A 12,591-nucleotide genomic window follows, 5' to 3' on the forward strand; every position below is an offset into this window, starting at 1 on the left:
GCGTTCGCAAGCCATTCTCTAGTCAGTTCCGGCGAGAGTGTCCACTCTGCAAGGAAATGGTAACCGGAGCGGTTTTGCAGGTCTTGAATTTCAGTAATTCCGAACCTTATGAATATATTGCCGCACGAATGCCAACGTGCTACTTGGAAATAAATTTCCACTATGGCTGCTCCGATTTCCTCACGCCCCAATAGTGGCACGAAATCTGGAGCCTTTGAATGAACGCGATCTTTTATACCCGGGAGTGGATCATGGGCGACAAGGGCGGAAAAAAAGACAAAGACAAGATGCAAAAGCAGAAAGAAAGCAAAAACGCTGAAAAGAAAAAAGAAAAACAGGACAAACAGGTTAAGAAAGTTTGATTCTGTTTTAATGCTCTTTTTTCTATTTTGTCATTCATTTAATGGTGTTGGTGAAGATTCAAACGCATGGATCTGCAATGGAGGGGAGAAGTCTCCCCTTCATTGTCTTGAATTTTCATTTTAAGCACTCGACTCGATTCCTTCCCAGGTTTTTGGCGTTATACAATGCCTGATCCGCACGAATCATCAAATCGGACACCGTTTCCGCTTTCAGACGAAGCTCCGCGACTCCTATGCTGGTCGTGATGTGCACGGGCCGAGCATCCTTTGTAAAAAGTTCCATTTTTTCCACTCGGGCACGAATTCTTTCGGCAACCGTGCAAGCCGTTTCCATGTCGGTTTCCATGAGCAGCAAGGCAAACTCTTCGCCACCGATGCGGCCAAAGAGATCGGAAGTCCGCAATTCCTCCTGGCAGGTTTGGGCAAAGGCTTTCAGGGTCGAATCGCCCATGGCGTGTCCGAAGGTGTCGTTCACGGCCTTGAAATGGTCGATATCAAGCATGAGCAGACTCAAGGTGCAGCCATGGCGTTCGCAGCGCTTGATTTCTTTGAGCACGGAATTCAGGAAATGTCGTCGGTTGGCTACGCCGGTCAGGCTGTCGGTGGTGGCCTGGCGTTCGAGTTCGAGGCGCAGGTCCCGGCGTTCGGAAATATCCCGGGTCACGCCGTGGATTTCCATGGCTCCTGTTCTGTCGCTTCTGACGTAGCGCACGATGGCTTCGGTCCAGACGGACGAACCGTCTTTGTGAACCTGTTCGACTTCGCTCGTCAGGTACGTGTTCTCGTCAATTTTACCTGCAAGAAAGTCATCAAGGTTGGCCTTAATGATTTGCTTGAGCCTTTTGGCTTCGCCTGGGGCCAGGGCCGCGTCGAGGGGTTGGCTCATTATCTCTTCCGGGGTGAATCCTCGCAGGCGTTGAACGGAAGGGCTCACGTAGGTGAAGCGCAGCGTGCTCGCATCCAGAATCCAGACGACGTCCTTCATGGTTTCGGTCAGGTTGCGGTAATGGGCCTCTCTTTCGGTCAAGGCGGCCTGCGCCTGTTCGCGGCGTTCAATCTCGACTTGCAGACCTGCATTGGTGAGCCTCAGCTCCTCCTTGTTTTCCTTAACGGTGCGCAGGGATTCTTCCAGTTGCGTGGTCATGGAATTGAAGGCCTTGGAGAACTCTCCCATGAAATCCAGTCGCTGGCTGAAATCGCCGGTCGCGATCATCTGTGTTTGCCAGGTCATGTGCTTGAGGTTCGCTTGTAGCGTCTTCAATGCACCGGCGGTGTAGCCTTTCAAAGGGGTTTTGACGGAGAGGTCGCCGCCGGCGATGGCCATGACGATGCGCCGCAACTCCAGGAGTTCCGCATACAGGTGCGCGAATTCGGAATCGTCGGGAAGATCGGCGGGTATCGGCGGGGGGACCTTTGCCGTCAGGATTTCGCGCAGCAGGGCGCAGTTCTTTTCAGGTTCCAGGCTCACGCAGTCTCCTGTGCCTGTGCGGTGAAGCGGCAGGTCCGGTCTCCGGTGCACCAGCAGTCCACTTCCTTGACCTTGAATTTTTTGCCGGTGAAGCTCTCCATGAGACCGGCGATGAAGCCTTCGTCGTAGACGCAGACTTCGTAGTCCAGTTCAGGGAGTCCCGAACAATCGAGGTCTTCGGACATGGTGATGACGAAGGAGCCCTTCTCTATATCCGCCGATTCAACGCGCATGATGCCAATGCCCAATTCTCGCAGGATTTCCTGCAAGGTTCGCACGAATTCATTCAGATCCGTGATTCCCTGACAGAATTTATTGTAGAACGCCGTGCCCGCCAGCTTGCCTGCCTCATGAAAGAGTGCGTCGGTTTGCGCGGTACCGTAATGACTCTCCAGTACGTCCCGGAAAACGAACTGCATAAGACGGTAAACCTCGATTCGCGTCATGGGCCCAAGATTGGGACGCCCCAGTTCAATGTCGCCGATGAGGTCCCAGGAGAATTTGTATTTACGGTCAGACATGGTTCACCATCGTTGTTAAGATTCAAATATGTCAGACATATCTGTCCGGATGGCGAATATCAAGGAGCTTGTGATTGTGGGCAGAACTGTCGATTCGAACGGCACTGAACTGTTGGCGATATCCTCACGTTTTGGATGGTCAATCACGTGACCGGGGAATGGTTTGTTCAAGCCATGCGGCACTGATTCAAGTCATCATTTGCTTATGCCGATTTGGTCTCACGCAGAATTTGACATTGATTCAGCGAAGATGTGTTTTTGCATCTTCACTGTCCGATCTGAAAATTTTGACGGTTTTGTTAAATAACGTTTCGTTATATTTCAAAAAAAGTAAATCGGGCATCAGTCCGTCGAGTGCATGCGTGCCATTTCCACGAGGCGCCCGAGATCAACGTCCGCGCCAAGCACTCCTCGAAGGGTGCCCGATGCGTCGAGGATGGGAGCGGAAACCGTGAGGCAGTAAGCGTCGGTGGCGGCGGAGCGGTAGAAGTCCGAGACATAGGTTTTGCGCCGTTCCGCAGGGTGGCGGAACCAGGGCCGCTGTGACCAGTCCTTGCCAAGGCCGGTGTCGCCGTAGATTGTGGCCACCTGGCCCACGTTGTCCACGATTTGTCTGCCCTTGGCGTCGGTTACGTAGAGCAGCTCGAAAAGCCCTTGGCTCATGGCGTTGCGCAGGGCGGTTTCCACCGGGCGGCGCTCCATGGCGCTGATGCCGGCGTCACGTACCAGGACTTCAACGGCGCACCGGGCCCGCTCATGGGCGGCGAATCGCAGCCTGCCCACGGCTGCAAGCTGGCTCTCGGACGTTTCGCTGACCTGCCGGGCATGGATGGCCAGGGTTTCGGCCTCGCGAGCCTGGGAAGCGCTGCCGTCTTGCAGCGCGACGAGGCTGTCCTGCACGGCGGCTACGTCTCTCACGATATTCTGGCTTTCGCCGCGCAGATTCGCGGCCAGTGCCCCACCTTCCTCCACGCATGGCCGGGCCACCCGCGCATCCTCCAGGCAGGCGTCCATGGAAGTCTGCATCCGCCCCACAAAGTCTTCCACCCGGCGCACAGCCTCGACCATGGAGGCGACATTCCGGCCGATTTCGTCGTTCTGGTCGTCGACACGAGTGGTGGCGTCCACGGTCTGGTGGGATAGGGTGCGGATTTCGTTGGCGATGACGCCGAATCCTTTTCCCGCCGCTCCGGCATGGGCGGCCTCGATGGTGGCGTTGAGGGCGAGCATGTTGGTGTTGGCGGCAATGTCGCGGATGGCGTGGGCAATGGAGCCGATGCCCTTGATGCGCGTTTCCACCGTGGCCACGAAGCCGAGCAGTTCGGCCATGGCGCCGGAGAGTTCTTTGGCGCGCATCTCGACTTCGCCCAGACGGGATTCCAGGCGGGCCATGTGTTCTATGGCGGCCTGCGCCATCTCGGCCTGACGCGACGCGTGCCCGTTCATGGCATCGGCGCGGTCGGCCACTGCGGCGGTATGCGTCCCGATCACGGCCACCTGCCTGAGCCCATCCTCGGTGGTGGCATTGACCCGCGTCCCCAGAGCGTCCAGGGGGCTGGCCAGCCGCTGCAGGGCAATGGCCCCGGCAACGGCGTCAAGCAACGCGGCATCGGTGCGCGTGTCCGCGCCGGGGGGTGTGCTTGCGGGTGAAGAAACGACCTTGTTCCGTTTGCTTATCCAAAATTGTAAGAATTGCATGGTGTTGCCTCCTGGGGAAAGGAGGAAAGCAAGTGCTGTGCCGGGAGAATGGGAGACGAACCGGGATTTGCAATCTTCAGGGCAAAAAAAGAGTGGTAAAAAAGCAGATCAAGCCTTGAGTCGGTCTTGCCTTGATACCACCCTGGCCATGCAGGCAGGACATCGGAGGTCACGTATCGAAGATTTCCGTCACGGCCTTGTCTTCGTGACGTCAGCCCTGTTTTTTCCAGACGCGGTCCTCCGGAAACAGGTGAAAGCCGGTCGCGATCTCCAGAGGTTTTGCAAGCCAGTCCTGCGTGGTTTCAACCCATCGTACAAAGTGGGGAGTTGCCTTGTGTTCTTCGAAGGCTTCAGCACTTTGATAGACTTCATAGAGGTGGAGAAGGTTCTCGTCATCATGATCCTGAACGATATTGAAAAGCAGGCAATCCGGTTCATTGTTTACTGAGCCACGCCCATCAGCGAGCATTTCTTCAATAAACATCTTTTTGTGCTCCGGCTTGATGTGAACTTTTACGATAACGGCGAACATGCATTTCTCCTTTTGCTGTGTCAAAATGTCACATATGTTTTATGGTACAAGATAATCTGAAGAAGATTACACGAAATGAATAGGTTGCGGCAAGCATTTCGCACTGGAAAATTCATTTGTCTTGCATTTTTAAAGTTTGGATTGCCGCTCATGAAACGTGAATTTCTGTGCGAACATGCTGCCCAAACGCTGACATGGCGGTTCAGGAAGATGTGGCCGGCCGTATGCCGGATGCGCTCAATCAGCCGCGGACGGTTCGATCGCGGCCCTGTTTCTTGGCCTGGTAGAGTGCCGTGTCCGCGCGTTGCAGCAGCGTGTCGGCACTATCGCCGGGAACGTACGAGGCGACCCCTATGCTGATCGTGCAGCGTCCGACCGAACCGAAGTCCGTCTCATGCATACTCTTGCGGATGCGCTCGGACGCTTCCAGGGCATGGTCGGGGTCCGACTCGGGAAAGAGCGCGAGGAATTCCTCGCCACCCCATCGGCCGGCAGTGTCGGTTGTGCGCACCATCCGCGCGAGGATGTTTCCGACCAGCTTGAGCACCCTGTCACCGGCTAGATGGCCGTGCTCGTCGTTGATCATCTTGAAATGGTCCAGGTCCAGCATCGCGATGGAAAGCGGGCGGCCGTAGCGGTGGGCTCGCTGCAACTCTGAATCCAGGCCCTCCATGATCGCCATCCTGTTGGCCAGTCCGGTCAGGGCATCGGTCCGTGATATGCGGGCGAGTTCGTGGTTGTGTCTGCGCAGTTGCCACGCCCACGCCAGCATGAGGGCGATGACGGCGAAGCTTCCGGCCGCGACCCTGGCCAGAAGCCGGTAATCGGTTCCGGCGTGGACGTTTATGGACACGTGCTCATTGGCGATGCGGCCGCGCTCGGTCGGACCGATGGAGGCCACGGCCCGACTCAGGATGTCCCTTAGCCTCGGTTCCTGCCGGGATACGCCGATGCGCAGAATATTTTCGTAATCGGGAAACTTGCCGGCAATTTTCAGGTTGAAGAGCCCTTCCTTGCGGATGGTGTAGGCCGCGACGATGAGAGATCGCATGGTCATGTCCGCCTTCCTGGTCGAGACCATGTCCATGGCTTCAGCCTCGGTTTCCGTGACCAGCACTTTAAGATTGGGGTAGGCCGCGCGGATACGTTCTTCCATGGCCGTCCCGCGCGGGAAGACGATGGTCTCGCCATTCAGTTCGGCCGGGTCGGAGATGAAGGGGTGCTCTTCCCTGGTGATGAACACGTTGGGGTCCGAGAACAACGGTTCGGTGAACAGCAGCCATTCGTCGCGCGTGGGCGTCTGGTTCAGGAAGCTGAGCGCCAGGCACTTCCCCTGGCGTGAGAACTCCAGACTTTCGTCCCAGTCCTTGGTGTGCAGCAATTCGAAGCGAACGCCGGATCGCTCGGAAACCAGCGCGAGCAGATCGGCGGCGATGCCCCGGTATGTACCCTGGCCATCGACCTGCTCGAACGGGGCCCAGTCCGGGTCCACGCACAGGGTGATCGGGCCGAGCGTATCGAGATATTCCCTTTCATTCAGCGAGCTGTCGGAAGCCCGGCCTGCAACCTGTCCGGGAAGCAGCGCCAGGCACAACAGCGTCAAACAGAATGCGGTCCAATGCGGTTTCTTCATTTTGGTCACGTTTGCGAAGTCAATGTAGATGAATGATGGTCGGATGCTTGTACTGCTTGATGTGAACAATTCGTCAGAACGTCACTTCATCAAGACGCGCATGCCATGCTGTCTTGCCTATAGCCGCCAGAAACATCGGCTGGTTCATTCCGCCGGTCCGGCCGGGTCAATCCGGCGCATGCGGATAGATCAAATATTATTGATAATGTCCAGATTAGGAATAGTCACCAGATAGTTGGCGAGGCTGTCGATATGTTTTGGTGAAGAAAGCCGAGGAGCACATGGTGTGGCAAGTCTTGGGGAGACAGGGCTATCTTCGCTTTGGCGGACACACCAACTCCCCCTGACGGGAATGAGAGGCGTGTTCATGAGGAGGCATCGCAAGCACGATCCTGATTTCGAGCGAGAGGCAGTCCGTCTGGTCATCGAAAACGGCGTGGGAATCCGCGAGGCCGCGCGCAGTCCGGGCATGACGTATGGCGTCTTGAAGGGTTGGGTGCAGAAGCGGCGAGAGCATTGAGACGCGGCCGTCGTGGGCGGTCATGCTGCGCAATTCCGAGCTGCGCAAGCCGGCTGAAACTACGCCTCGCGTCTGAACTCCAGGACGAATGTTGCGCCCTGAGTGCTTGCCCCAAGGCCGATACCGGCCCCATGGGCCTTGAGCACGGAGCGGCAGATTTCAAGGCCGAGGCCTGTGCCGCCCGAAGCACGGCGGGTGGTGAAGAACGGCGTGAAGACCTTGTCGCGGTTGGCCTCGGAAATGCCTCGTCCATTGTCTGCGACAGCAAGGCGGATTGAATCCGGCGTCGGCGAAACGGACAGCCGGATTCCGTCCGCTCCGTGCTGCAGGCTGTTCTCGGCGAGATTGCCCAGGACCATTTCCAGCGCGTCCTGGGCGATGGGGAGTTCGGTTTCGCAATCTTCGTCAAAATCCACAGTCAACCCTCGATCCCTGAAGGCGCTGCGCACGGAATCCGCCACGGTGCCCAGCCTGCAACGGCTTCGGCTTGGGGGCATGGCGTCTGCCCGGGCCAGTTCCAGCAGACGGTTGACCAGCAGTTTCATGCGCCGGGTGTCTGCCTGAAGATTGTTCAGGAACAGCCTGCTTTGCTCCGGGTCCATGGTGCCCAAGTGCTCGGTGAGCAGTTCCAGAGCCCCCTGCATGGACGCCAGAGGCGTCTTGAATTCGTGGGAGACATGCCCGGCGAACCGTTTGATGTAGTCGGCGCGTTCGGCCAGGCTTTCGGACATGGTCACGAAACTTTCGGACAGGCGCGCCATCTCCTGCGTGACGGGCCTGGCGATGGGTTGCACGGTGCGGATTTCACCAGTGCGCAGAAGGTCGATTTGCCGCAGCAGTTCGCGAATGGGCCGGGCGATGCCCGATGAGACGAAGAGGCCGAGCAGGACGGTCAGCAGGCTCATGACAAGCATGGCCAGCGCGACTTCGTAGCGCACATCGAACAGACTCTTGAGGATGCTCACGGGCGTGCGCGAAAGGTAGACCACGCCGAGCACGGTCTCACCGTCCAGGACCGGCATGGCCACGAACACCCGCACGTCCGTGCCCCGACTGATGGAGTAGATGGAGGGCCTGGGTTCATCGGAGATCCGCCGGCGGATGACGCTGGCGTATTCGCCGGCCAGGGCCTGCCGCACTTCCGGTACATGGGCCAGGGACAGGCCGGTCTCGGAACGGCCTGCCAGGACCGTACCGCGTTCGTCGAGCAAGCGCATGCCGGCCAGAGTGATTTGCTGGGTTTCGCGCATGATCCGGGCAAAGAGCGATGCAGCCCGCACCAGGTTGGGTGCGGGCGGCGTTTCGGCGGGCTCGGCTTCGGGACGCGGCGGGGCGACGGGATCGTTCAGGCTCAGGCGCGGAGCGATGGGCGTCAGGGGAAGATCGTCCGTGAATTCCCGTGCCTGCTCCAGAACGAGATTGCGCCATGTGGCGGAAAGGACCGCCGCCTGGCTGATGAGTTCCTGCTCCGTCTCGCGGACCAGCACGTTTTCGAACGTCCGGAACACATGGATGGCCCCGATCGGCAGGGCCAGTACCGAGAGCATGACGGCAAGAAGGATGGTGCGCAGGCGATACAGGCGTTTCATGGCGGTCAGACCCGGGTCAGGGTGTATCCGACGCCGTGCAGGGTTTCGATCAGGCCGGGGGAACCCGCATCCGCGAATTTCCGGCGGATGTGCCGGATATGGCTGTCGATGGTGCGGTCGCTGACCACGGTTTCCGGTCCGTAGGCAACATCCATGATCGTGTCGCGGCTGAAGACGCGGCCGGGCTGGCGGATCAGCATTTCGAGGATGGCGAATTCCGTAGCCGTCAGCCTGACGGGCCGCGTGTCCCAGGTGACCGTGCGCCGTGCGGGACACACTTCGAGGGGCCCGTGGCGCAGCACTTCCTGCTCGGGCGCGGCCTTGCCCATGGACCGTTTCAGGATGACGCCGACCCGGGCGACAAGTTCGCGCGGGCTGAAGGGCTTGGTCACGTAGTCGTCGCCGCCGATCTCCAGACCGAGCACTCGGTCGATTTCCTCGTCACGGGAGGAAAGGAAGAGGATGGGCACATCGGAAGTCCTGCGGATGACGCGGCAGACCTCGAGGCCGTCCATTTCCGGCATGTTGATGTCCAGCACCATCAAATCCGGCCTCCGCGCGGCGAAGGCTTCCAAGGCCTGGCGCCCGTCCCGGGCCAGGGTGACCCGCATGCCGGCCTTGCCCAGGGCGAAGCTGATGATTTCGAGAATGTGCTGGTCGTCGTCGGCAACGAGAATGTGTTTTGTCATGAATCCTCCGGTCATGCAGAGTTCCTGTCGCTAGCGTGTTTCGCGCCGGAAGGGAATCGGTGCCGGAGAAGATCCGGCACCGTCCATATCACTCCTTCGCCTCTTCGAAGCTGAAGGTTTTCGGCGGTTCGGTCTTGGCTGTTAGGGCATACCAGTCGAAACGGCGGGTGCCGAGCATGATCGCGCTCAGCACGGCGAAAAGCAGGAGGCTCCCCATGACGAGGGCGTGATCCTCGGCTTGCAGAATGATGTAAAGCAGGGCGTAGAGCGCACTCAACCCCGAACCCAGCACCAGCCCGTGCCGCCTGCTGCGCAGGATGGCTCCGAAGTAAGCCGTCAACAGGCCGGTACAGGCAAGGGAAGCGCATACGTACGCCCACAGGAAGCTGATGTGTTCGGACAGGGCGATGAGCAGCAGATAGAAAATGAGCAGGGCCACGCCGACAAAGGTGTACTGCACCGGATGCAGCGGCAGTTTCTTCAGAAGTTCGAAGAGCGTCATGCAACTGAAGGTCAGCAGCAGAAAAAGCAGGGCGTATTTGATGCTGCGCTCGGATTGCTGATACACGTCGACGGGCTGCACGAAATTGACGCCCACCGTGCGTTGCATCAGGTTTCTGCCGTCGCCGTTGTGCAGGCCGGCGAGCGCTTCGGCCGTGTTGCCGGAAAAGGCCGAGGAACGCCAACGCGACGAAAAGCCCTTGTCATCGATGTCGCGAGTCTCCGGCAGCATGTCCCCGAAAAATCCCGGATGGGCCCAGTCAGCCGACAGGCGGATGTCCATGGTTTCGGCCAGCAGCGCGAACTGCATGGATTTCATGCCTTGCAGATCCATGTCGAAGGCAAATGGGATGGTCTCGCCGCGCTGCGTGTCCAGCCTGGGCACCTTGACGTGCATTCCGTTGGTGTATTTGGGCGTGTCGCTGCCGGGTTTGAATTCAAGCTCCTGCCCCATCCACTGCAGCGGGCCGCTCCGGACAATGCCGCGCTGGTCCGAAACGAGCACACTGACCTGCGGCGTTCCCCATTCGATGCGCTTTTCCGGGTTCTCCGAGACAATGTCGAGCAGGGGTTGGGTGTCGAATTCCCCCTTGAAACGTGCCGCACCCGAATAGACCGGCACCTCGTAAATCCCTCTGTAGCGAACGGTTGTCTCCAGTTCGGAGGCCGCCTCCAGGGTCTTGGGCAACAGATAGGCCGTGCTGTGACTGACCTGCTGACGGGTGACCACGCGCTTGCTTCCGTCGTTGATGACTTCGCTGACCATCCAGATCATCTGGTATGGCACTGCCAGGATCGGCCCACCCAGAGTCTGCGCCCCCGGCCAACTGCGTTCGATGCTGGAGTAGGCCCGCAACCTCCAGCCCTCCCTCTCGGAGATGAGCGAGTCAAGCATCATCTGAGGGATCATGAGCAGGATGATAAGCAGGGCAATGAATCCGATTTTGTACAGGAAATGGTTTCGCATGACGTTCTCCTTCCGTTGTGGTGCTGGTGTCATGGAAGAAGTATCCGTTCCTTGTGCAGATGAAGGCAGCGGCTTGTGGAATGTGCGTGCAGAATTGTGCAGATTGTGTGCAGGCCAGATCCGTGAGGGGGGATATTATCTGCAAACAGTCAGTTGTCGGTAATCGGCCTCACAAGAGAACATGTCTGGATTTGTATGCTTTGGGCCAGAGAAGGTGGTGTTTTGGGCGGCGTTATCAAGGTGATTATCCATTGCGGTTGGCCACGTCTGACAGCAAGGTCCGGCTTTGCACGAAGGTTCAGAATGTTACGAGCAGGTCATAATGACACGCGCCTCCATCGTGGTACCGTCGCTTCGTGTAGGGATTGACATGTAAATCCAGATGTGGGGGTACCAGTTGTCCTGAAGGGTACCGCAGAAAAAAGTGGTGTTGTTTCAGGCTGATCGCTGGCGTATGGCCTGTGGGATGAACCCGATCAACAACGTCCATGACACACTCTTCAGGCAAACCATGAGTCACAAGGACGTGGCTGCGGACTTTCTTCGCAACTACCTGCCCGAAAACGTGACCAGACATTTGCTTTTGGACACTCTGTCCATTGGCAAGGACACCTTCGTAGGTGGGGATCAACGAGAGCATTATTCAGACATGCTTTACTCGGTTCGGCTTGCGGGCGGGAAATCTGCGTACGTGTACCTGCTTTTTGAACACAAGAGCAGCCCCGACCGTTTTGTCGCGCTGCAACTGTTGCGCTACATGCTCGAAATCTGGGAGCTTCATCGCAAGCAGAACAAGGGCGCAAAGACCTTGCCGCTCATCCTTCCCATAGTCGTCTATCATGGCCGTACCCGCAGGCAGGCCGTCAGACTTCTGGAACTCATGGGCCTGCCGGATTCGGATCTTGGTCGATACGTGCCGGATTTCGATCAGGCCTTTTATGATTTTTCTCCAGACTCGGAGGAAGAGATCAAGGGAGCCATCCTCTTGCGCCTCGCGCTGACGTGCCTGAGGGCCAAGAACAATCCGACCGTTGAGCGACATGTGCGTGAGATCTTCCGGATGTTGCGCGAACTTGGAGATGACGCGCCTTCGCTGCAATGGCTGACGACCATTGCAGGATACGTGTTTCAGACCATGGACATCGACCGTGACGTCATGCACACTATCGTCAGAGAAACTCTCGGACCGGGAAAGGAGGAAGCAGTCATGACAATCGCGGAACGTTTACGCAGCGAAGGTCGGACGGAAGGTCGGATGCAGGGACGGACGGAAGGTCGGATGCAGGGACGGACGGAAGGTCGGATGCAGGGACGGACGGAAGGCGAAGTTCTGGGACGGTACGCGGTTCTTCAGCGCCAACTCACCAAACGCTTCGGCCTGAGCATCCTGGACCTCCGCACCCAGGAGCGTCTGCGCACCGCCACGGCCGGTCAACTCGATCTCTGGGCCGAACGCATCCTGGACGCAAGGACAATCGAGGATGTGTTCCGCGAATACTAGGCCTTTCCGCATACAGATGATTGTCATTGATGCCTTATCTATCTCTATATAACGTTTAACGTATCAACGTATCGGTTCAGAGCTTCCGTCAGCAGATCCACTGAGGATCAAGGCAAATGGGAGCAGCATAGGGGCAAATCTGCCGTTTGCTTTTGTCGATGGCATGTATAGTAAATTTTATTGCTAGATATTTCCTGATTCTTCTAATTACAAGTTCGATTGGTGGCTGGCATTAACTCGATCGAAAATCAAAACTCCAGTACACCAGTATCCCCAATAAAACTCACCGTCGAAACCTCTCTCTTCCCAGTCTGCAGAATTTCTGCCTTGTAAGACCCTTTCTTGATCTCAACCTCTTTGCTCTGCCCCTCTCTGATCTCCATATGGACAACTCGGCGGATGGTGTAGTTGTGTTTTCTCGGACTGAAGTTGGAGGACGTCGGCATCCACATGACCGCACATAGCTACTCCAAATTTTCGGTCTATCTAAAATCGTGTGAGTATGGATACTTATTTAGTCGATCCTGAAAAACTGTTAAAACGCCACGTCAGGCACAAACCTGTAGCGGCTGAACATTAGGTCGAAGTACGTGTCCAAGGAATTTGAGGC

At 57.5% G+C, this 12,591-nt stretch carries 11 protein-coding genes; 3 read left to right on the top strand and 8 right to left on the bottom strand.

Going from position 1 to position 12,591, the window contains the following annotated elements; all coding sequences use genetic code 11:
* Nucleotides 1–218 precede the first annotated feature (218 nt).
* On the top strand, nt 219–362 hold the full coding sequence (locus BMZ24_RS19730) for a hypothetical protein (RefSeq protein WP_153304618.1): 144 nt from the start codon (nt 219–221) through the stop codon (nt 360–362).
* Between the two features lie 115 nt (nt 363–477).
* Here the strand turns inward: BMZ24_RS19730 and BMZ24_RS17150 are convergent, their stop codons facing one another.
* The 5 genes from BMZ24_RS17150 to BMZ24_RS17170 all read right to left on the bottom strand — a co-directional run bounded on the left by BMZ24_RS17150 (nt 478) and on the right by BMZ24_RS17170 (nt 6,214).
* On the bottom strand, nt 478–1,830 hold the full coding sequence (locus BMZ24_RS17150) for a sensor domain-containing diguanylate cyclase (protein WP_092193984.1): 1,353 nt from the start codon (nt 1,828–1,830) through the stop codon (nt 478–480).
* Nucleotides 1,827–2,351, bottom strand: coding sequence for a V4R domain-containing protein (locus tag BMZ24_RS17155; protein ID WP_092193985.1), 525 nt, complete (start codon nt 2,349–2,351; stop codon nt 1,827–1,829). Before BMZ24_RS17155 ends, BMZ24_RS17150 begins: the two co-directional genes overlap by 4 nt.
* Nucleotides 2,352–2,693: 342 nt before the next feature.
* On the bottom strand, nt 2,694–4,049 hold the full coding sequence (locus BMZ24_RS17160; protein WP_092193986.1) for a methyl-accepting chemotaxis protein: 1,356 nt from the start codon (nt 4,047–4,049) through the stop codon (nt 2,694–2,696).
* A gap of 211 nt (nt 4,050–4,260) precedes the next feature.
* Complete coding sequence (locus BMZ24_RS17165; RefSeq protein WP_092193987.1) at nt 4,261–4,581, bottom strand: putative quinol monooxygenase; 321 nt, start codon at nt 4,579–4,581, stop codon at nt 4,261–4,263.
* Between the two features lie 241 nt (nt 4,582–4,822).
* Nucleotides 4,823–6,214 (bottom strand): diguanylate cyclase, encoded by a 1,392-nt coding sequence (locus BMZ24_RS17170; protein WP_092193988.1) that lies wholly within the window; start codon nt 6,212–6,214, stop codon nt 4,823–4,825.
* Nucleotides 6,215–6,581: 367 nt separating this feature from the next.
* Between BMZ24_RS17170 and BMZ24_RS17175 the strand changes: the two genes are divergently transcribed.
* Nucleotides 6,582–6,734 carry a transposase gene (locus BMZ24_RS17175; protein WP_161949212.1) on the top strand — a complete coding sequence of 51 codons (153 nt, stop codon included), beginning with the start codon at nt 6,582–6,584 and terminating at the stop codon, nt 6,732–6,734.
* 59 nt (nt 6,735–6,793) lie between these two features.
* Here BMZ24_RS17175 and BMZ24_RS17180 read toward each other — a convergent pair whose 3' ends face one another.
* The 3 genes from BMZ24_RS17180 to creD form a co-directional block, all read right to left on the bottom strand.
* Nucleotides 6,794–8,323, bottom strand: a complete 1,530-nt coding sequence (locus tag BMZ24_RS17180; RefSeq protein WP_092193990.1) for a sensor histidine kinase — start codon at nt 8,321–8,323, stop codon at nt 6,794–6,796.
* A gap of 5 nt (nt 8,324–8,328) precedes the next feature.
* Nucleotides 8,329–9,012 carry a response regulator transcription factor gene (locus BMZ24_RS17185; protein WP_092194000.1) on the bottom strand — a complete coding sequence of 228 codons (684 nt, stop codon included), beginning with the start codon at nt 9,010–9,012 and terminating at the stop codon, nt 8,329–8,331.
* An 88-nt stretch (nt 9,013–9,100) separates the two neighbouring features.
* Nucleotides 9,101–10,480, bottom strand: a complete 1,380-nt coding sequence (creD, locus tag BMZ24_RS17190) for a cell envelope integrity protein CreD (protein WP_208599879.1) — start codon at nt 10,478–10,480, stop codon at nt 9,101–9,103.
* 466 nt (nt 10,481–10,946) lie between these two features.
* On the opposite strand from creD, the gene BMZ24_RS17195 reads away from it, so the two are divergent.
* Nucleotides 10,947–11,981, top strand: a complete 1,035-nt coding sequence (locus BMZ24_RS17195; protein WP_161949213.1) for an Rpn family recombination-promoting nuclease/putative transposase — start codon at nt 10,947–10,949, stop codon at nt 11,979–11,981.
* Nucleotides 11,982–12,591: the final 610 nt, after the last annotated feature.

The sequence above is a fragment of the Desulfomicrobium norvegicum genome (assembly GCF_900114595.1).
Taxonomy (GTDB): domain Bacteria; phylum Desulfobacterota; class Desulfovibrionia; order Desulfovibrionales; family Desulfomicrobiaceae; genus Desulfomicrobium; species Desulfomicrobium macestii.

What these genes read in the sequence shown, in the direction of transcription:
- BMZ24_RS17180 (WP_092193990.1), bottom strand. Translation starts at nt 8,323, where the DNA reads ATGAAACGCCTGTATCGCCTGCGCACCATCCTTCTTGCCGTCATGCTC.
- BMZ24_RS17160 (WP_092193986.1), bottom strand. Translation starts at nt 4,049, where the DNA reads ATGCAATTCTTACAATTTTGGATAAGCAAACGGAACAAGGTCGTTTCT.
- BMZ24_RS19730 (WP_153304618.1), top strand. Translation starts at nt 219, where the DNA reads ATGAACGCGATCTTTTATACCCGGGAGTGGATCATGGGCGACAAGGGC.
- BMZ24_RS17195 (WP_161949213.1), top strand. Translation starts at nt 10,947, where the DNA reads ATGAACCCGATCAACAACGTCCATGACACACTCTTCAGGCAAACCATG.
- BMZ24_RS17165 (WP_092193987.1), bottom strand. Translation starts at nt 4,581, where the DNA reads ATGTTCGCCGTTATCGTAAAAGTTCACATCAAGCCGGAGCACAAAAAG.
- BMZ24_RS17170 (WP_092193988.1), bottom strand. Translation starts at nt 6,214, where the DNA reads ATGAAGAAACCGCATTGGACCGCATTCTGTTTGACGCTGTTGTGCCTG.
- BMZ24_RS17175 (WP_161949212.1), top strand. Translation starts at nt 6,582, where the DNA reads ATGAGGAGGCATCGCAAGCACGATCCTGATTTCGAGCGAGAGGCAGTC.
- creD (WP_208599879.1), bottom strand. Translation starts at nt 10,480, where the DNA reads ATGCGAAACCATTTCCTGTACAAAATCGGATTCATTGCCCTGCTTATC.
- BMZ24_RS17185 (WP_092194000.1), bottom strand. Translation starts at nt 9,012, where the DNA reads ATGACAAAACACATTCTCGTTGCCGACGACGACCAGCACATTCTCGAA.
- BMZ24_RS17155 (WP_092193985.1), bottom strand. Translation starts at nt 2,351, where the DNA reads ATGTCTGACCGTAAATACAAATTCTCCTGGGACCTCATCGGCGACATT.